14 protein-coding genes are annotated in these 19,405 nt (G+C 73.4%); 4 read left to right on the top strand and 10 right to left on the bottom strand.

Annotation, left to right across the window (positions count from 1 at the left end; all coding sequences use genetic code 11):
* Positions 1-289 precede the first annotated feature (289 nt).
* From ACH427_RS01775 to ACH427_RS01760, 4 genes are all read left to right on the top strand, one after another.
* Positions 290-1,687 carry an alpha-amylase family protein gene (locus ACH427_RS01775; RefSeq protein ID WP_398867347.1) on the top strand — a complete coding sequence of 466 codons (1,398 nt, stop codon included), beginning with the start codon at positions 290-292 and terminating at the stop codon, positions 1,685-1,687.
* A gap of 130 nt (positions 1,688-1,817) precedes the next feature.
* Complete coding sequence (gene pulA / locus ACH427_RS01770; protein ID WP_398867346.1) at positions 1,818-4,421, top strand: pullulanase-type alpha-1,6-glucosidase; 2,604 nt, start codon at positions 1,818-1,820, stop codon at positions 4,419-4,421.
* A gap of 437 nt (positions 4,422-4,858) precedes the next feature.
* Positions 4,859-5,074, top strand: a complete 216-nt coding sequence (locus tag ACH427_RS01765) for a hypothetical protein (RefSeq protein WP_398867345.1) — start codon at positions 4,859-4,861, stop codon at positions 5,072-5,074.
* Positions 5,075-5,431: 357 nt separating this feature from the next.
* Positions 5,432-6,529, top strand: a complete 1,098-nt coding sequence (locus ACH427_RS01760) for a helix-turn-helix domain-containing protein (protein ID WP_398867344.1) — start codon at positions 5,432-5,434, stop codon at positions 6,527-6,529.
* A gap of 5 nt (positions 6,530-6,534) precedes the next feature.
* Here ACH427_RS01760 and ACH427_RS01755 read toward each other — a convergent pair whose 3' ends face one another.
* The 10 genes from ACH427_RS01755 to sph form a co-directional block, all read right to left on the bottom strand.
* Positions 6,535-7,233, bottom strand: coding sequence for a TetR/AcrR family transcriptional regulator (locus ACH427_RS01755; protein ID WP_398867343.1), 699 nt, complete (start codon positions 7,231-7,233; stop codon positions 6,535-6,537).
* Between the two features lie 89 nt (positions 7,234-7,322).
* On the bottom strand, positions 7,323-9,266 hold the full coding sequence (locus tag ACH427_RS01750) for a hypothetical protein (RefSeq protein ID WP_398867342.1): 1,944 nt from the start codon (positions 9,264-9,266) through the stop codon (positions 7,323-7,325).
* Between the two features lie 170 nt (positions 9,267-9,436).
* Positions 9,437-10,228, bottom strand: coding sequence for a tyrosine-protein phosphatase (locus tag ACH427_RS01745; protein WP_398867341.1), 792 nt, complete (start codon positions 10,226-10,228; stop codon positions 9,437-9,439).
* 31 nt (positions 10,229-10,259) lie between these two features.
* Positions 10,260-10,868 carry a rhomboid-like protein gene (locus ACH427_RS01740; RefSeq protein ID WP_398867340.1) on the bottom strand — a complete coding sequence of 203 codons (609 nt, stop codon included), beginning with the start codon at positions 10,866-10,868 and terminating at the stop codon, positions 10,260-10,262.
* Between the two features lie 79 nt (positions 10,869-10,947).
* Positions 10,948-14,067 carry an alpha-N-acetylglucosaminidase TIM-barrel domain-containing protein gene (locus tag ACH427_RS01735; protein ID WP_398867339.1) on the bottom strand — a complete coding sequence of 1,040 codons (3,120 nt, stop codon included), beginning with the start codon at positions 14,065-14,067 and terminating at the stop codon, positions 10,948-10,950.
* 110 nt (positions 14,068-14,177) lie between these two features.
* Positions 14,178-14,837 carry a LuxR C-terminal-related transcriptional regulator gene (locus ACH427_RS01730; protein WP_398867494.1) on the bottom strand — a complete coding sequence of 220 codons (660 nt, stop codon included), beginning with the start codon at positions 14,835-14,837 and terminating at the stop codon, positions 14,178-14,180.
* A gap of 29 nt (positions 14,838-14,866) precedes the next feature.
* Positions 14,867-16,144 carry a sensor histidine kinase gene (locus tag ACH427_RS01725; protein ID WP_398867338.1) on the bottom strand — a complete coding sequence of 426 codons (1,278 nt, stop codon included), beginning with the start codon at positions 16,142-16,144 and terminating at the stop codon, positions 14,867-14,869.
* 218 nt (positions 16,145-16,362) lie between these two features.
* A complete protein-coding gene (locus ACH427_RS01720) occupies positions 16,363-16,929 on the bottom strand; it encodes a winged helix-turn-helix domain-containing protein (protein WP_398867337.1) in 567 nt (188 codons plus the stop codon).
* A 391-nt stretch (positions 16,930-17,320) separates the two neighbouring features.
* Positions 17,321-18,292, bottom strand: a complete 972-nt coding sequence (locus ACH427_RS01715) for a DUF6891 domain-containing protein (protein ID WP_398867336.1) — start codon at positions 18,290-18,292, stop codon at positions 17,321-17,323.
* Between the two features lie 120 nt (positions 18,293-18,412).
* Positions 18,413-19,405 (bottom strand): sphingomyelin phosphodiesterase, encoded by a 993-nt coding sequence (gene sph, locus ACH427_RS01710; protein WP_398867335.1) that lies wholly within the window; start codon positions 19,403-19,405, stop codon positions 18,413-18,415.

Genomic DNA, 19,405 nt, shown 5'->3' with positions numbered 1-19,405 from the left:
GGACGGCCCGAGCTGTGGAGGAAGTTAACAGGCTGCAATCTCTTGCGAAAGGGTTTGCAAGAACGAAACGGCGAGATTTCCGGGTCGTAACCGGACCGTGTCCCAAGGGTTGACCGGCGGCTACCGGCCTCGTACGGTCTCGTGCGCAGCGGTTGTCGCGGTCGTGCGGACCGGGAGTTGCAGCAAGAAGAGCAAGAACCTTCATCGGCCCGCTGGGTGCGGTGCGTTGCCGTACCAGGCTGTTCTGTCCCGGTTCGTCAGGAACCGGCCACTCCCCTCAGGAGGCGCCATGCCCCCCTTCGCCCTGCCCGGAACCGGCCGCGGAGCACTGCTCGCCATCGCCGCGCTGGTCGCGGGGACCCTCACCTGCGCCCCGCCCGCGCGGGCGGCGGCCCCCGGTGAACGTGACGTCACCGCCGTGCTCTTCGAGTGGAGTTACGCCTCCGTCGCCAAGGAGTGCAAGGACACCCTCGGTCCGGCCGGCTATGGATATGTCCAGGTCTCCCCACCCCAGGAGCACATCCAGGGCCCGCAGTGGTGGACCTCCTACCAGCCCGTCGGCTACCGCGTCGCCGGGCGGCTCGGCGACCGCGCCGCTCTGAAGAACATGGTCGACGCCTGCCACGCCGCCGGGGTCAAGGTCGTCGCCGACGCCGTCGTCAACCACATGGCGGCCGGTTCCGGCACGGGCACCGGCGGCACCGCGTATACGAAGTACGGCTACCCGGGCACGTACGAGGACCGGGACTTCCACAGCTGCCGCAAGCCCGTCAGCGACTACCGCGACCGCGGCGACGTCCAGAACTGCGAACTGGTGGGCCTCGCCGACCTCGACACCGGCGCGGAGCGCGTACGCGACCGCATCGCCGCCTACCTCGACGACCTGCTCTCGCTCGGCGTCGACGGCTTCCGCGTCGACGCCGCCAAGCACATCGCGACCGAGGACCTCGCCGCGATCAAGTCCCGGCTGAGCAGACCTGACGTCTACTGGAAGCAGGAGACCATCTTCGGCGCGGGCGAGGCGGTCCAGCCGGACGAATACCTGCGCAACGGCGACGTCCAGGAATTCCGCTACGCGCGCGACCTCAAGCGCGTCTTCACCGGCGAGCGGCTCGCGTATCTGAAGAACTTCGGCGAGGGCTGGGGGTATCTGCCCGGCGGTCAGGCATCCGTCTTCACCGACAACTGGGACACCGAGCGCAACGGCGACACCCTCAGCTACAAGGACGGGGCGGACTACACCCTCGCCAACGTCTTCATGCTCGCCTGGCCCTACGGCTCCCCCGACGTCCACTCCGGCTACGAGTTCACCGACCGCGACGCCGGTCCGCCCAACGGCGGCTCGGTGACCGCCTGTTGGCAGGACGGCTGGAAGTGCCAGCACAAATGGCCGGAGATCAAGTCCATGGTGGCCTTCCGCAACGCGACGCGGGGCGCGGCGGTCGGCAACTGGTGGGACAACGGATACCAGGCGATCGCGTTCGGGCGCGGCGACAAGGGCTATGTGGCCGTCAACCACGAGTCGTTCGCGCTGAGCCGCACCTTCACATCGTCCCTGCCGGGGGGCGACTACTGCGATGTGCAGAGCGGCCGTCGGGTGGCCGTCGCCCAGGACGGCACCTTCACCGCCACGCTCGCCCCGAACACGGCACTGGCCCTGCACGTCGGCGCCCGCTCCTGCGCCTGATCCCTGCCGGGCCCTTGCCCGGCGCCCGCCTGACTCCTGCCTGAGCTCCGCCTGATCCCGGATCGCCCCCGCCTGATCTCCGACAGATCCCCGTCCGATCGCCCGGCCCCGCCGACAGTGAAGGAGCCCCATGAGACGCCTGGTCACCGCGGCAGCGGCCCTCGGCTTCCTGCTGCCACTCGCAGCCGCCGCCCCCACCCACGCGAACCCCGCCCCCGCCCCGCCCGAAGCCGCCGTGCAGTGGATCGACCGCACCACCGTCGCCTGGCCCAAGAGCCTCGGCGACCCCGGCCACCCCCACCGGATCGTCCACGACACCGGCACCTTCGCCCTCACCCCGCGGCCCGGCGGGCTCACCCCCGGCCAGCGCGCGAAGTACCCCCACCTCGCCGGCTACGACGCCTTCCGCATCGCCCCCGGCGACCGGTCACGCGTCGCCGACGCGCTGCGGGGCCGACTCGTCGCCGCCACGGACGACATCACCACCGGCGTACAGATACCCGGCGTCCTCGACGACCTCTACGCCGCGTCCGCCGCCAAGGCCCGGCTCGGCCCGGTCTTCCGGCAGGGCCGCCCCACCCTCTCCCTGTGGGCCCCCACCGCGCGAGCCGTCGCCCTCGAACTCGCCGGCCGCACCGTGCCCATGAGACGCGACGCCACCAGCGGCGTGTGGAGCGTCACCGGCCCCCGGGAGTGGACCGGCAAGCCCTATCGGTACGCGGTCACCGTCTGGGCCCCGACCGTGCGGAAGACGGTCACCAACCTCGTCACCGACCCCTACTCCACCGCCCTCACCGCGGACTCCGCGCGCAGCGTGGTCACCGACCTCGCCGACCCCGCCCTCGCCCCGCCGGGCTGGCGGACGCTCCGCAAGCCCCGCGCCGTGCCGCTGCGCGACGCGCACATCCAGGAGCTGCACATCCGCGACTTCTCCGTCGCGGACCGCACCTCGGCGCACCCGGGGCAGTATCTCGCCTTCACCGACCGGACCTCGGCCGGCATGCGCCACCTGAGGAGCCTCGCCGACGCGGGCACCTCCTACGTCCACCTGCTGCCCGCCTTCGACTTCGCCACCGTCCCCGAGAAACGCGCCGACCAGGCCACGCCCGCCTGCGACCTCGCCGCCCTGCCCGCCGACTCCGAGCGGCAGCAGGAGTGCGTGGGGCGGACGGCCGCCCGGGACGCGTACAACTGGGGCTACGACCCGCTGCACTACACCGTCCCCGAGGGCAGCTACGCCTCCGACCCGGACGGCCCGCGCCGCACCCTCGAATTCCGGCGGATGGTCCAGGGCCTGGCCGCCTCCGGGCTGCGCACGGTCATGGACGTCGTCTACAACCACACGGCCGCGTCCGGGCAGGATCCCCGTTCCGTGCTCGACCGCGTCGTCCCCGGCTACTACCAGCGGCTGCTGGACGACGGCACCGTCGCCACCTCCACCTGCTGCGCGAACACCGCGCCCGAACACGCCATGATGGGCAAGCTCGTCGTGGACTCCGTCGTCACCTGGGCCAAGGCGTACAAGGTCGACGGCTTCCGCTTCGACCTCATGGGCCACCACCCCAAGGCGAACATCCTGGCCGTGCGTGAGGCCCTCGACGCGCTCACGCCCGCCAAGGACGGCGTCGACGGCAAGGCGGTCGTCCTCTACGGCGAGGGGTGGAACTTCGGCGAGGTCGCGGACGACGCCCGCTTCGTCCAGGCCACCCAGAGGAACATGGCGGGCACCGGCATCGCGACCTTCTCCGACCGCGCCCGCGACGCCGTCCGCGGCGGCGGCCCCTTCGATACGGACCCGCGCGTCCAGGGCTTCGCCTCCGGCCTCTACACCGACCCCAACGGCGCGACCCCCGGCACCCCCGGGGAACAGCGTGCCCGCCTCCTGCACGCCCAGGACCTCATCAAGGTGGGCCTGTCCGGCAACCTCGCCGCGTACCGCTTCACGGACTCCACCGGCCGGAGCGTCAGCGGCGCGGACGTCGACTACAACGGCGCGCCCGCCGGCTACGCCGCCGCCCCCGGCGACGCCCTCGCCTACGTGGACGCGCACGACAACGAGACCCTCTACGACGCCCTCGCCTTCAAACTCCCGCGGCGCACCACGCCGTCCGACCGGGCCCGCGCGCAGGTCCTCGCCATGGCCACCGCCACGCTGTCCCAGGGGCCCGCGCTCTCCCAGGCCGGTACGGACCTCCTGCGCTCCAAGTCGCTGGACCGCAACTCCTTCGACAGCGGCGACTGGTTCAACGCGATCCACTGGGACCGCACCGACGGCAACGGCTTCGGCCGCGGCCTGCCCCCGGCCGCGGACAACGCGGCCAAGTGGCCCTACGCCCGCCCCCTCCTCGCCGACCCGGCCCTGCTCCCGGGCCGCACGCCCGTCGAGGCGGCCTCCGCGGCCTACCGCGACCTGCTGCGGATCCGCACGACGGAGCAGGCGTTCAGCCACACCACGGCCGCCGGGGTCCAGGCGGACCTCTCCTTCCCGCTCTCCGGCAAGGACGAGACACCGGGCGTGATCACGATGCGGCTCGGCAACCTGCTCGTCGTCCTGAACGCCACCCCGGGCCGCCTCACGCAGCGCGTCCCCACCCTCGCCGGAACGGCGTACGCCCTCCACCCGCTCCAGGCCCAAGGGTCGGACCCGGTGGTCAAGTCGGCGTCGTACGACGGCACGTCGGGCACCTTCACGGTGCCGGGGCGCACGGTGGCGGTGTTCCGGCGCGCGGGATGATCGGCGCACAAGTCAAGGGCAGGGTAGTCGTTGGCGGATGCGCTGTGGGCAACTGCCGTTAATTGTCCGGTGCGGCCCTGGAGTTGACCGGCGAAGTTATAAGGATGAACACCCTCCTCTTCGGCGGCTCGCCTTGGTTCCACCCTACTTAGGGGTAATAAAAGCCGGTGATTCAGACGTGGTTGGTGACTGCGACCTTGGTATGCGAGGTTCGTCGGCATTCACGATCGAGTGATCGGCGGCCGTTCGGGGTGTCGGCGCATCAATCGAAAGAGTTCTAGACCACTGCCCGTTGACGCCGCCGCAAGGCTTTTCTGTGCGCGCCGTGGAGGGCTCGTGACGCGGGGTAGGCTCTTGCCCAGCTTTCTTCCGAACCTGTGCCGGTTGCTTCCGCGCGGGTCGACCGACCCGGTTCCCCGGAAGGAAGTGAGGTTCAGATGGCTGACTCCGAACGGTCGCAGGACCGGGATGACGATGTCTCCGGCCTGTCGAGCGCGGACGCTCGGAGCCGGAGCGCCGAAGTCCCCTCCTGTCACTGCCACGAGGAGCGGAACCGAGGTGTCGCGTCGCTGTGGAGGTGGAACCGGCTGATCGTCGAAGCGCTGCTTTGGATCATCCGGTTCGTCGTCGACACATATGGCACCGGCGAGTGAAGGACTGATCCTTCACCCGCCGGCTGATACCCAGCCGGCCGGTGGACCCGTGCTCTGGCTCGCGACCGACGCGGGTCCATCGTGTTGTGCTGGGTACGTATTCGCTTGAGTGCCCCGAATGTGCATGGCCCAACATGCCCGCACAAGGATGAACTCCGGTGCCGGCGCTCTCGCCGACCTCCTGACCCTCCCGCTCGTACGCGTCGAACGGAACCAGGATTAGTCCTTTACGGTACCAGGAAAAAAGTCCTGACCAGGGCGAGGAGCAGACCCGTGCGAGTGCTTGCTGTGGCGGCGAACTGACCCTAAGCGGTAGCTTGGGCAGCCGACTTGACGCCGGAGCCGGGGGCGATGTCAGTGGCGCGTGGTAGTGCGGACTTCGACGGTGACGCCCTGCGCGTGCTGCGTACCACCCGATCCGTCGACGGGCGCCTGCTCAGCGCCGCCGCGCTCGCCGCTCGCGTGGGCACCTCCAAGGCCCGGATACTCTCCTACGAGCGCGGCCGCTCGGTCCCGGAGCCCGCCAGGATCGCCCAACTCGCCCATGTCTTCGACGTTTCCCCGGGCCGGTTGTCGGCCTCCGACGCCCGGCACCTGTCTCTGCGGGATCTGCGCGTCCACGCCGGGCTGACCGCCGCGGAGATCGCGAAGAGCCTGGACGTGAGCCGCACGACCTACCGGGACATCGAAAGACTCGCCCGATTACCCGTGCGCGACGACGGCACCCTGCGGCGGTTGCTCGCCGTCCGCCTCGGTGTCCCGCGCACCGAGATCGACCATGCGCTGCACCACCACCCGCTGGCCATCGCCCGACGCGCCCAGATCACCGACCACTTGGCGGAGGTCTTCACCAGCGCGCGGGAGCGGGACGCGCCCACGGCCGTCGCTCCCGACGACTCACGGATGGTGGCCATAGGGTCACTCGTCCAGCGGGCCCCCACCGTCGTCTGCCGACTGGTCAACCACGAACTGAGCCGCTACCGCTGGCTGCTGAGGGACGCGGCCATGGCCGGGCTCGACGCCGCCTACGCCCAGAGCGAGCGCGCGGCCGAGCAGGCGGGCGCCCGGCAGCGGAGGATCACCGAAATGCTGGAGACGGCCCCTGTGCGCTCCGCCGACAGGCTCAGCGACTTTCTGTCGGTGGCCATGAGCGCGAAGCAGTGGCGCACGATGGTCTCTCTGTCGGACGCGGGCGCGGAAGGCATCGCCCCGCACCGGGTCTCCGAGGAGGACGAGGTCTGGGACGCCCTGCTCGACCGGTCCTTCGTGAACCTTGTCGTGCGTGCCGACGGCAGTGCCTTCGCGCTCAGCCGGCGTGGCCAGGGCGTGATGCGCGCCCAGTTCCGGATGTACGCCTGCCTCTACCCCAGGGTCGCGACGCCCGTGCGATTCCGCTCGATGTCGATGGCGGACCGCTCCGGCAGGAGGCGGGGACGCCGGTCGGCCGGCAAGTGAACCCTTCAGACCGGCAGCGGGGCCAGTGCGGAGAGGCGGGTGAGGAGGTCCGTGAAGGGGCCGAGGTCCGACTCGTCGGCGAGGATGCGGCGGAGGACCTCCGCCATGTCCTCGTCGTAGGCCGCGCTCACCGCCGTGAGCGCCACGAAGTCGTGGACGAGCTGGCGTTCCAGCTCGGCGCGGGGGACGCGGGGGTCCTCCAGCCAGAGCAGGGCCGTCGTCTCCGTCAGGGAGATCCAGGAGCGGACGGCCAGCTCCAGCCGCGGGGGCGGCGACTGCACGCCGAGGTGGCGCAGCATCTCGGCGTACGCCGCCCGCCGCACTCCGTCGATCACCGCACACGCCCGGCTGCCCCCGGCCGCCGGGCCGCCGCGCATCAGGGCGGCGAAGCCCGTGCCGTGCTCCTCGACAAAGCCGAAGAACCGGTTCATCACCCGCGCGAGCCGCTCGCCCAGCGGGCCCTCGCGCGGCTCGTCGAAGAGCGCCGCGAGCTCGTCCGCCGCCTGGCGCAGCGCCGCCTCGTACAGGCTCTGCTTGCCGGGGAAGTAGTGATAGACGAGCGGCCGGGATATCCCGGCCGCCGCTGCGATCTCGTCGATCGAGACATCGTCCGGGCGGCGATGGCCGAACAGTTCGAGAGCGACCGCGATCAGTTGCTCGCGTCGCTGCTCGACCGCCATCCTGCGCCGTATCCGGTTCGTCATGGCGGTCATACTAATGGCAGCCCGCAGGGGCGGATCACGCCCAGGAGGCAGGCGGGCAGGGGGCGTTCGTCACGTCACCCATGGGCCGGTCACTGGATGGCCGTGAGCTTCTGCCCGTCCGCCAGCCGCGCGGTGAGCGCCGTCCGGGAGCCGGGCTTCGCCGGGACGGCCAGCAGCCGGCCGGCCGCTGTGGTCCGCACCGCGCCGGTCGCGGTGATCGACTGCACGTCGTCGCTGCCGGCCGCGAGCGCGTACCAATTGCCGCCGGGCGACTTCCACAGCACGCCCGCCAGCGCGTGCGGGTCGCGCTCGCCGCACGCGGGGGAGCCCTCGGCGCGGGCGACGGGCGGGCTCGCCGCGCCCGGCCGGGTCCCCGGCGGCTGGAACAGCGCCAGCACCCGGCTGCCCGCGCCGCGCCAGGTCTCGGCCCGGGTGCACAGCCACTCCGCGCTGCCCGCCGCGCCGCCGGGCAGCGGCTGGGTCGCGAAGGACCAGGAGTTCACCGAGCGCACGCCCTGCGCCCGCATGGTCTGCAGATGGCAGGCGGTGTGCGCCCAGTCGGCGCGGGCGGCCGGGCCGGTGACGTCGCGCCGCTCGCCGGGGGCGCCCGTGGTGAGCCGGGCCGGGGTCAGCTCGCCGAGGTCGGTCACCAGGCGCCCGCCCATCTGGAGGGCCGGCCAGCTGTGGCAGTCGTTCGCCGAGGCCGGGCTGATGGTCGGGTCGGTCACCCCGTCCGCGGCCGTGCGCAGGGGCCGCGCGCTGTCACCGGGCTTGAGGAGATCGCGCACCGAGACCTCGCTCACCCAAGGGGCCGTCAGATAGCGGACGTCGGTGTCGGCCCGGCCGACCACGACCGCGGTCGCGGAATCCTCGTCGGCCGCGTCCGCGCGGGCGAAGTCCAGGGCCGCGCCGCCGGTGTCGCCGTTCCTGGCCTCGGCGTAGCGCACGAGGCGCAGCCCGTCGTGGAAGACCACGACCGCCGCCTGGCCGACCTCGCCCGCGTACAGCAGCTGCGGGGGGCCCGCGGCGGGGCCGGTGGCGGTGCCCGGTGTGGCGGTCACCCGCACGCTGCCGCCCGGCCGCGCCCAGACGGCGAGGGCCCGGCGCAGCAGCGCCTGGTCGGCGGTGCGGCTGCCGCGGGCGGGCCAGACGGCGAAGCCGGGGCGGTCGGCGCGCTTCCACGTGTCGGCGCCCGCCCGGGTCAACTTGGCTGGATCCAGGGCCTGTTGCGCCGAGGCGTTCTGCGCGTAGGGGGGAGCGGCGGCGCCGTCCGGGCCCCAGTCGCTGCCCGGCAGCACCAGCAGCGTGCCGCACACGGCGGCCGCCGCGGCCGCCGCGAGGGCCGCCCGGCCGTGCTGGCGGCGGCGCATCAGGTCCGTCGGCCGGGCCTGGAGGGAGCAGGGGTCGAATTCCATCGACTCCAGCAGCGACGCGTCCCGGCTCCCGGGCGGTGTGCGCAGCCCGTCCGCCTCGATGAGCGCGGACGCCGGGTCCGCGACGCCCGCGGCCTTGAGCGCCTGCCGGACGTCACGGTCGGACGGCAGCTCCAGGGCGCGCAGCACATACGCGGCCCGGCCGGGCCCGGAGAGGGCGGCGAGGGCCTGGTCCAGGGCGAGTTCGTCGGCGCCGCCGGAGCGGGGGAACAGCCGCAGGCCCCACACCTGCGGCAGCAGCGGGGGGAGCCGGCCGGGCTTGGGGAGCTGCCATCGCCCGCGCGGGCGGCCCGCTTCGAGGGCGGCCCGCAGCACGCGCTGCCGCACATACGCATAGCCCGGGTCGCCCGGGGAGCCGGCGCCGCCGCGCGGGGCGGGCACGGCCAGCCCGGCGAGCTCGGCCTCGGTGACCCTGTTGCGGGGCAGGGCGCGCTGCACGAGGGCGTGCGCGGTGAGCACCCGGCGATTGCGGCCCAGGGCGGGCGGCAGCACGAGATACCCGAGCCGCACGAGACGCGGGTAGTGCTCGATGAGCGCGGCCTCCGCCTGCTCGACGTCGACGGGCGGGATGGGCCTCGGGGCTGTCGCTTGCTGCTCCACGGTCCGTAGAACGAGTGAATGGTGAGATGGTCACCTCACGCCCGCCGGGTGACCGGGATCGCGTGGTCGGCGCTGGTAGCACGTGCGCGGGCCGGGGTTCCCGCGGCGCCGCCGGGCGGCGTCCGCCGCGCGACGGGTTGACGATCGGGCGGACCGGCGGCCGGCGGCCTTCAGGCCACGTAGCGTGCGCGGATGCGGTCGACCGCCTCGTCCGGGACGCCGAGCCCGTCGCGGACATACGCCTCCACCCCGCCGTACCCCCGCTCCATCTCCTCCAGCGCCGCCGCGAGGTAGGCGGGCCGCACGCCGAGGATCGCGTCGGAGATCTCCGGGTCGCCGCCCGCCTCGGTGAAGCGGTCGATGAGCGGGGCGAAGGCCGCCCGCACGGCCGGGTTGACCGAGAGGTATTCCTCCTGGACGGTGGCCTCGTCCGCGCCGAGGAGCAGCAGGATCACGGTGGCCGCCCAGCCCGTGCGGTCCTTGCCCGCGGTGCAGTGGAAGAGGAGGGGGCCGCAGTCCGGCTCGGCGAGGGCCGACAGCAGGAGGCGGTACGCGCCGCAGGCGGACTCGGAGGTCACGAAGGCGCGGTAGGCGTCGCAGAGCAGCTTCTCGGCCTTGCCGTTGCCGAGGTGCTCGTCCGCGACGGCGGGGTTGCCGAGCACCGAGTCGAGCTTGGCCGGCACGCGGTCACCGCCCGTCACCCCGGCGGCCATCACGTCCGCGACGATCAGCCGGGCGCCCGCGGGCACCTGGTCGGGGCGCTCGTGCCGCTCGTGCTCGGTGCGCAGGTCCACGACCGTGTGGATGCCGAGGGCCGCGACCGCGGGGTCGAGCTCCGGGTCGAGCCGGTCGAGCTGGCCGGAGCGCAGCAGCAGGCCCGGGCGGACGGCCGAATTGCCGGCGAGCGCGATGCCGCCGAGGTCGCGGAGATTGATGATGGTCGAGGCGTCGAACTGCGGCATGGGCGCGTCTCCCCTTGTCGGATTTCTACCGTTATTGTGCCGAACGGTAGCCGAGGGCGCGCTCGCACCCCAGCCCCAGGGCCACCCCCAGCCCCAGCGCGGTCAGATGTCCGGCGTCCGTGAACGTCGGCCTCCTGCGCAGCAGGGGGCGCACGCCGAACGCGAGGAGCGCGGCGTACGCGGTCGTGCGCGCGGCGCCCCGTGGAAGCAGTGCGCCGAGCGCGCCGAGGACCGCGTGGTAACCGTAGCTCGGCCCGACGTCGGTGGCCGACCGGGTGCGCGGGGAGGTGCGTACGGCCCGCAGCCCGCCGTAGACCAGCAGGGTCGCGCCGACGTGCCCCAGGGCGAAGGCCCCCGCCGCCCACCACGCGCCGTACGCGTACTCGGCGTGGCCGAGGACCGCCAGGAGCAGCAGGGCGTAGGGCAGTTCCATCGCGCCCTCCATGAGCAGGGCGCTGGTGGCGAGGGTGTCCCAGCGCCCGCTCTCCAGATTGTCGACATTCGTCGAACAGCGCTTCAGCAGTCGCTCCCGGTCGTCCGGGGCGAGCCAGTGGTGGGTGACGGCCGAGGCGAGAGAGAGCGCGCCCACATAGGCGGGGGCGAGGCGGGGGAGGCGTCGGGGCGTGCGTGGTGTGGTCATGCGGCCATGATCGTCGGAGCGGGCCCGCTCCGGCAGGGTTCGGCCGGAACCGGGCCCGTATCCGGTGCGGGCCGTACGCTCAGCCGAGCCGCCACCCGCTGAATTCCGCCAGCCCGCGCGCGCCGCTGCCGTCGTTGCCCGCGGTCAGGAAGAGACCCACGTCCTGCGCCCGGGCGGCGCCCGGAACCCGCACCTCCGCGACCGTCCGCCACGACCCGCCCTCGTCCGTGGAGCACTCGCCCCGGAAGACCCCCGGGGCGATCCGGCCGAGCCTGAGCCACGCGGGCGCCCGCACCCCGGTGATGCGCCGGTAGGCGTCGAACGCGCCGGTGCCGCCGGCGTCGTACGACAGGACCACGCCCTGGCCCGGCGTCAGCGCGAGGTTCACCGCCCCCGGCGACCGCGCCGTCAGGTCGTCGCGCGCGATGATGCCCGTACGCGCCCAACTGCCCGTGTCCGTCTGCGCGTCGACCCGCACGGTCGCCGTGCCGCCCGCCCGCAGCGCGCCCGCGAGGTAGAGCGCGCCGAACTGCTCGGTGCCCTTCCACAGGTCCTCGCCGGAGCCGTCGATCGCGAAGCGGTCGTCCTCCAGCTGCCCGAAGACGGCGGCGTTCCCGCTGACCGTGCGCCACCCGGCGGCGAGCGGACCGGCCAGGAACAGCACACCGCTCCGCACGCTCCGCACCCGCGCCGCGCCCTGCGGGCCGTAGAGCGCGCCCGCCTCGTACGGCAGCCGGCGCAGCGGGCGGTCGAGGGGTGCGGTGGGCGCGGTGACGCGCCAGCGGGCCGTGCCCCTGCCGCCGGGCGGCAGGCCGGGCAGCGAAGTGGGGCCCTGCGCCTCGGCCTTGAGGCCCGTCACGGCGAGGTCGACGCGGCCGGTGGCCCGCAGGCCGTTCATGTTGGTGAGGGCGACGGTGACCGTGGCGGTGCCGCCCGGCGGCACGGCGGCCGGGCTCACGGCGGTGGACAGCGCGCCCTGGTACGGGGCGGCGGCCAGCGTGTCCCGTACGCGTACGGCCGTGCCGTAGGTGTCGCCCACCGGCCGCAGCGCGTACGCCGTCCGCGCCCGCGTCCACGGCTCCTCCACCGCGAACCAGTCCACGGCCCGCGGCGGGCGGCCCTCGCGCAGCGCGTCCTCCAGCTCCTCCAGCCAGCGCCGCCAGCGCGGCAGGTAGAAGCCGCTCATCAGGCCGTGCCAGTCGCGGTTGGCGTAGTCGTGCAGCTTGCCGCCGTCGGACGTGGCCCGTCCGCCCCACAGGGTCAGCAGCGTCCGGCCCGCGCGCACCAGCTCGTCCGCCTCCTGCGGCCCCGTCGCCATGGCCCGCGCGGCGGCGTCCCAGGGCCCGAGCAGGAACGCCCGGTGGGTGCCCGCGATGTCCTCCGCCAGGCCCATCAGCCTCAGCCACAGCGCGGCGAGCGCCCGGAAGGCGGCCAGGTCCCCGCGGTCGTGGGCGGCCCGGAGCTCGGGGAGGAGCTGCCTGCTGCGGTGCGCGAGCGCCTGGCGGGCGACGTCGGCCAGGTCGTAGCGGTAGGTGTCACGGCCGCGCAGGTCCGCGCCGACGGCCAGCAGGCCGGTGAGCGCGGCGTCGAAGCGGACCGGGTCGTACGACAGGGCGTCCGGCGCGTACTCCCCGGCCCGGTCCGTGGCCAGGTCCGGGCGGGCGGCGAAGAGGCTGTCGTGCGGGTCGCTGCGCCCGGGCGCGTGCTGCCGGTACGCGGTGTCGCGCAGCGCCGCCCACGCGTCCCGGGCCGCGGCGTCCCGGCGGCCGTAGCGGAAGTCCGCGTACGCGCGGAACCACCGCTCCCGGTCCGGCGCCTCCTCGTGCCACGCCAGCTCCGAGAAGTGCTCGAAGGCCGCCGGGTCGCGGTCGGCGCCCTCGGGCAGATACGCCGTGCCGGCCAGGGCGCTGCCCGGCTTGTCCCGCCACGCGAAGAACTTCGCCTCCCAGACGTCGGTCTTCGCCCCCAGCGTCGTGCGCCCGCCGAAGTTCGGGATGCTGCCGAAGGCGTACGGCGTGCCGCCCCAGTCCTTCTCCCGGTCGGTGATCCCCTCGAAGCGGTCGGAGATGCCGTCGACGATCAGCATCCGCTCGCGGTCGACGGCGTCGAGCAGCTCGGGAAGCGGGTTGCTCTCCCAGCCGAGGATCACCCAGACCGCCTCCGGGTGGGCGGCGCGCAGCGCCTTCTCGACGCCGCGGGCGGCGGCCGCGACGGGGACGTCGCCCGCGGTGCCGCCCTCGTGCAGCAGGTCCATCTTGAAGTACGCGGCCTCGCCGAACAGTTCGCGCTGGTGGCGGTAGAAGGAGGCCGCGGTGCGGGCGAAGGCGCCGGTGCGCGGGTCGAGCCAGTCGGGGCGCGCGAAGCCGTGCCACACGCCCTGCGGGACGACCCGGGCGTCCGGGTTCCGCTCGGTGAAGCCGTCGGGCACCGAGCCGTAATAGCCCGGCAGGACGGGGGCCATGCCCAGCTCGCGCAGCCGGTCGCAGATCCGTCTGCCCAGCGCGGCGCGCCGGGCGATCAGCGCGGGGGAGAGGGGGCCGCCGTACCCGCTCAGGTTCTGCAGCAGCCACCACGGCTGGTGGGAGGGGGCGGGCAGCCAGGCGCGCGCCTCGGCGTCGCTGTAGCCGCTGTCCAGCAGGACGCGGTGGTGGACCGCCTCGTGCCCGGCGATCACCAGCACCTCGTTGCAGCCGTGCAGGGCGAGGATGTCGATCATCCGCTCCCAGTAGGGCCAGTCGGCGTACGGGAAGGTGTAGCCGTCGTTGGTGTCGTTGAGCGCGAAGCGGTGCGGGAGCGCGGTGGAGCGCCGCAGCGGCTCGCTCGGCGCGGGGAGGGCGGCCGGGAGATCGAGGTGGCGCGCGCTCCAGGTGATGTGGGCCCCGCACACATATTTGAGGTACCAGTGCACACCGGTCAGCAGCACCGCCGGGCTCGTGCCCGCCACCTCGATCCGGCCCGTCGTGCCGGTCACCTCGAAGCGCTCCCGGCCCGAGGACAGCGGGGTCAGCGTGAACTGCCGCGCGTGGGCGGCCAGCAGGCGCTCCAGCGCGGCACGGGCGGGGGCGGGGTCGAAGGGGGCGGGGAGCCGGGGGACGGAGGCCGCCGCGGGGGAGGAGGTGCCGAGGGCGGCTCCCGCGCCGATCGCTCCGACGGCCCCCAGCACCGCGCGTCTGGACGGCGGCGTCGGCAGCTCGGTCATGGCGCTCCCCACTGTGCGGTACGCGACGACGCGCGCGTGCGAGGCGCACGCTAGCGGGGGCCATCAGGGGGAGCAAGGAGAGCCCGTCGGCGATTTTGCCCGGCGGGCGGTCAGGCGGGGCTTGCGCCCCGGTCCAGATAGGCGAGGACCGCCAGCACCCGGCGGTTGTCGTCGTCGGACGGCGGAAGGCCGAGCTTGGCGAAGATGTTCGACGTGTGCTTCGTGACCGCCCGCTCCGTGATGTGCAGCTGCCCGGCGATCGCGGCGTTCGACCGCCCCTGGGCCATCAGCTCGATCACCTCCCGCTCGCGCGGCGTCAGCCGCCCCATCGGCGTGTCCCGCGACCGCCGCGTCAGCAGCTGCGAGATCACCTGCGGATCCATCGCGGTGCCGCCCGCCGCGACCCTCCGTACGGCGTCGACGAACTGCGCCGCGTCGAACACCCGGTCCTTCAGCAGATATCCGACGCCCCCGCTGCCGTCGGCGAGCAGCTCCCGCGCGTACAGCTGCTCCACGTGCTGGGACAGCACCAGCACCGGCAGCCCCGGGGTCTCCCGGCGGGCCGCCAGGGCGCACTGCAGGCCCTCGTCCGTGAACGAGGGCGGCAGCCGTACGTCCACGACCGCGACATCGGGCTTCAGCTCGGCGAGCGCCCGGCCGAGCTCGGGTCCGCTCTCCACCGCCGCGGCGATCTCGAAGCCGAATGCCTCCAGCATCCGGACCAGCCCGTCCCGCAGCAGGAACAGGTCTTCGGCGAGCACGACGCGCAAGGGGTTCTCCATGGGGGGATGACGGGGCGTCAGCGCAGGGCGCAGGGGATCTCCATCGTGACCGTCGTGGGCCCGCCCACCGGGCTGCTCACGGCCAGGACGCCGTCGAAGGCGCCGAGGCGGCGCTCGATGCCGAGGAGGCCGGTGCCGCCGCCTGCGCGGGCCCCGCCGCCGGAGACCGCCGCGCCGCCGCGGCCGTCGTCAGCCACCGAGATCCGCAGCGCCCCCTCGGCGTGGTGCACGTCGAGCCGCACCCGCTGGGCGCGGGAGTGCTTGGCGGCGTTGGTGAGCACCTCGCTGACCGCGAAGTACGCGGCCGACTCGACCGGCTCCCCGGCCCGCCCCGGCAGCCGGACGTCCACCTCGACGGGCAGCGGCATCCGCAGGGCGAGGGCGCGCAGGGCGTCACCGAGGCCGCGCTCGGCGAGCACGGGCGGATGGATGCCGCGGACGAGGTCGCGCAGCTCGGCGAGGGCCTCGGCGGAGTCGGCGCGGGCCGCGGCCAGCAGCCGCTTGGCCTGGGCGGGGTCGTGCTCGACCAGCGCCTCGATCGTGCCCAGGCTCATGCCCATCGCCACCAGCCGGGCCTGCGCCCCGTCGTGCAGGTCGCGCTCGATGCGGCGCAGCTCGGCGGCGGAGCTGTCCACCGCGTCGTGCCGGGTCTCGGTGAGGTGCTCGACGCGCAGGGCGAGCTCGCGCTCCGCGGCCGGCCGCAGCAGTGCCTTGGTGAGCCGGAAGTGCGTCCGCAGGAGGTGCTGGTTGACGAAGACCCCGAGCACGCCGAACCCGAGACCCACCGCCGCCGCGAGGTTCGCCGTGAACTGGTCGGTGACGGGCACGAACGCGAACCACTGCACGTCATTGACCCGGACGATCGGCTTCCACACCCCGAGGGCCAGGACCAGGCCCCAGAACACATAGATGATCAGCGTCGCGGGCAGCACGGCGAGCACCGCGCCCGCCGACAGGTCCACGAACAGCCACTGGATGTCACGCCACGTCGCTTTGTCCTTGAGCAGCGTCAGGCAGTGCTCCACCTGTCCGACGAACCCGCCGCGCCGCTCGGGCAGCCTCCGGTACGGAACCGGGATGCGCACCCCCGACCACGCGTCGGCCTGCCGTCGGCGCTGATTCGCGTACGACCGCACGGCCGACAGGACGACCGGGGTGGTGAAGAAGCCGATGCCCAGCGCCATCAGCACCAGCGACACCAGCGTGAGGGTGAACAGCAGGGTCGACATCACCAGCCCGACGACCGTCAGCCACAGCCCGCGCGCCGCGGCCAGCAGCGCCTTGGCGATCTTCATGCCGGTGTTCCCCCGTGTGCGTCGTTCCCGGGACCGCGGCTCGGCCCTGGACCGACTCTAGTCTCTGCCCGCACAGGCGATCGGTCACTGGGGCGGGCACCCCGGCCATGGTGTACCTAACCCCCCTGACCTCGACAGACGCCCTTTCCGGGGCGGTCGCGCGGCACGCGCCGGGAGCCTCGCGCGTCGGCGCGGCCGCCCGGCGCGTGCTGGCCGGATCAATAGCCGGCGGGAGGCGCGTACTTGTAGCCCACGCGCCGCACCGTCACGATCGAGGCGCGGTGCTCGGCGCCCATCTTGCGGCGGAGCCGGGCGATGTGGACGTCGACCGTGCGGCCGTCGCCCACGTGACCGTAACCCCACACCGTGGTCACCAACTGGTCGCGCGTGTGCACCCGGTGGGGGTGCGCGACGAGATGGGCGAGCAGCTCGAACTCCAGATAGGTCAGGCCCAGCGGCCTGCCCGCGATACGGGCGATCCGCTGCTCCGGGTCGATGCTGACCAGCGCGTCCCCCCGGCCGCCGGGCGCCGGGGTCTCGGCGGCGGGCTGCTCCGCCGGTACGAGCACGAGGTAGCCGATCATCGGCGGCTGGCCGGGGAGGCTGGGCACGGTGTGCTGGGGGGCGGGCATCCAGGTCGCCGCGCCGGAGTGCAGCAGCTCGGCGACCGGGGGCACCTCGTCCGGGGCGACGGCCCGCAGTCGGTGCCGATGCGCCCCCTGGGCGGGGGTGCGGGTGCCCGAGGACGTCGGGGCGGGCGCGGCGAGGGTACGGAGGTTCGTCATGGAGAGCTCAGCTCTTTCGCGCGGGAGACCGTCGAGGGGACGTGCGTGTGCGCGGGCCGTTGGCCGGGACCAGGTGTCCGGCGGCTGACTTCGACGTGGGGGTCAGCGAGAGGAGTGGGCCTGCGCGGAAGTCGCGCGGCAACACACTCGGTCGAAGTCGTGGTGCTGGCGGGAAGGCCAGAAGGGCTCGAGGTCGCTGCGACCCGTCGCGGTGTTCTGGAAGCTGGCCATGCACCTATTGAAGCATGCCGCGTGACGGGAGAGCAGGGGTTACCGGGGGTTGTTGATGTGGGGTGAACGGGTTCCGGGGCGGGCGAGCCCCGGAGTCCCGTGGGCCCGCCCCCCTCCGGCACCCCGCCCCGAGCACTCGGCGGCAGGGGGGCGAGGGCGGTCAGGACCAGCGCAGGCGCCGCCGCCAGTCCAGCCCGGTGAGGGATATCGCCCGCTCCGGATCGCCGTCCCACGACGCCGGCAGGCCCGCTTCCGTCAGAGCCGCCACGACGTCCCGGCCCACCTCCGCCACGGCCTCCAGGTCACCGGACGCGTGCGTCCCGTACGACAGCCACATCCCCTGCCCCGCCACCGCGGCCCTCGTGTCCTCGTAGTGGAAGAAGACGAACCCGTGGTCCCCCTCCGCCGCCTCCGCGCCGATCTCCGCGAACCCGCACCGCGAGCAGCAGGTGAAGTGCATCCGGGCCGTGATCCCGGCCGAGTCCAGCGCCGCGAAGGCCGCCGCGACCCGGTCGGCGTCCGTCACCTCGGGCCAGCCGGCCTGCTCGGCCAGCCGCTCGCGCCACAGCCTGCCGACGATCCGCCGCGCGGTGGCCACGGGAAGCGGCGTGGCGCCGTCCGCGGAGAAGTAGTCGGAGACCTCGTCCGCTATCTCCTCGGCCGGGTCGAAGCCGCACCGGATCAGCAGCCGGGCCTGCTCCTCGGCCTCCTTCAGCAGCCGGGGCCCGAGCTCGGCCTCCAGCTCCGCCACGGGCACGTCCGCGAAGTCCGCCCCGAGGCCGGCGCCGGGCTCCTCCGCGCCCAGCTCGACCCGCTCCCAGGCATACCCCTCCGACCAGCCCCGCGTGCCGAGCGCCCACGCCACGAAGACGTCCGCGACCTCGTCCGCGCTCGCCATCCGCACCCCGAAGTGCCGCTCCGCCGAGCCCTCGCGGTACTCCACCTCGTACGGCCCGTCGCCCTCGTGCCACGTCTGGAGATAGTGGTCGCCGCCGCTCTCGTCGGCCGTGCGCTCGGCCACCACGAACCGGTCACCGTCCGCGCCCAGCCGGCCGATCAGGCGGGCCAGCTCCTCGGCGCCGATCTCCGAACGGACCTCTCCTGACTCGGTGTTCACGGTGATGGGCAGCATGGTTCCCCCTCGCTCCGGGGACCGCTCGCGATCAGCGGCCCGCTTGGAGGAATCCTGTCACCCCCCACTGACAACCCGGCGACGGCGGGGTACCGGGCGCCCGGCACCCCGCCGTCGGGCTCACTCGTTCCCGGCGATCAGCGGGTAGTGGTCCGAGAGATCGGTGTACGTGTAGTCCTTGCCCCAGCTGGAGACCGTCCACGGCGCGGACCGCTCCTTGACCACCGTGTTCCGCCAGTTGCCCGGCCGCGCGTGGCCGACGCGGTGCAGCACGTAGTCGAGATCCTCGCGGGCCTCGCCGGGATAGCGGTAGGACGCGATCGAATTCTCCTCGGTGTCGAAGGAGTACGGATGGCCGGTGCGGGCCGCGGCCGGCGCGAGGCCGGCGTTCGCGAGCATCGAGGCGTATTCCGGGCCGTGCGAATCCACATTGAGGTCACCGGCGAGCATGACCTGTTCACCGGCCGGAATCCTCTTGGCGTCCAGGAAAGCGCCGATCTGCCGGAACTGCCTGGCGCGGTCCGCCGCCGCCTCGCCCGCCTTGCAGCCGCTGTCGGTCGACTGGGTGTGCGTGCCGACAAGGTGCACCTTGGTGCCGTTCACATTCAACACCACATAGGCGAAGCCCTTGTTGGACCACCAGTCCGAACCGCACGCGTCCTGGTAGATCACCTGTTCCTTGCGCACGATCGGCCATTTGCTGAGCACGGTGACGCCGCCGTCCTCCGGCGTGGTGGAGGAGTAATTCCCGCCCGTCGCGTCCCAGCCGTCCTTGCTGCGCCCGACGACCGGCGTCTGATACGGATACCGCTCGGCCGCGTTCGCCTTCAGGGCGTCGGAGGCGCCGTTGTCGAAAGCCTCCTGGAGCACCACGACGTCATTGCCCTGGAAGAAACCGGCTGCGGGAATCGCCTTGGCCCGGTGGTCCTGACCCCAGTTCGGGTAGAGGTTCTTACTCATCAGGAAGGTGTTGTACGTCAGCACCTTCAGCTCCGGAACGGAACCGTCCGTCGACGCGGCCCGAGCCGTTTGCGGCAGTGCCGCGGATATCGCCACCGCGGCGAGGGCGGTGGCGATGATTCTCGCGGACTTCGTGGACTTGATGTGCGGCAC

Source organism: Streptomyces sp. NPDC020379, assembly GCF_044387105.1.
Lineage (GTDB): Bacteria > Actinomycetota > Actinomycetes > Streptomycetales > Streptomycetaceae > Streptomyces.
Note: the sequence above shows the minus strand (reverse complement) of the source record. Positions and strands in the feature narration are given on the sequence as shown.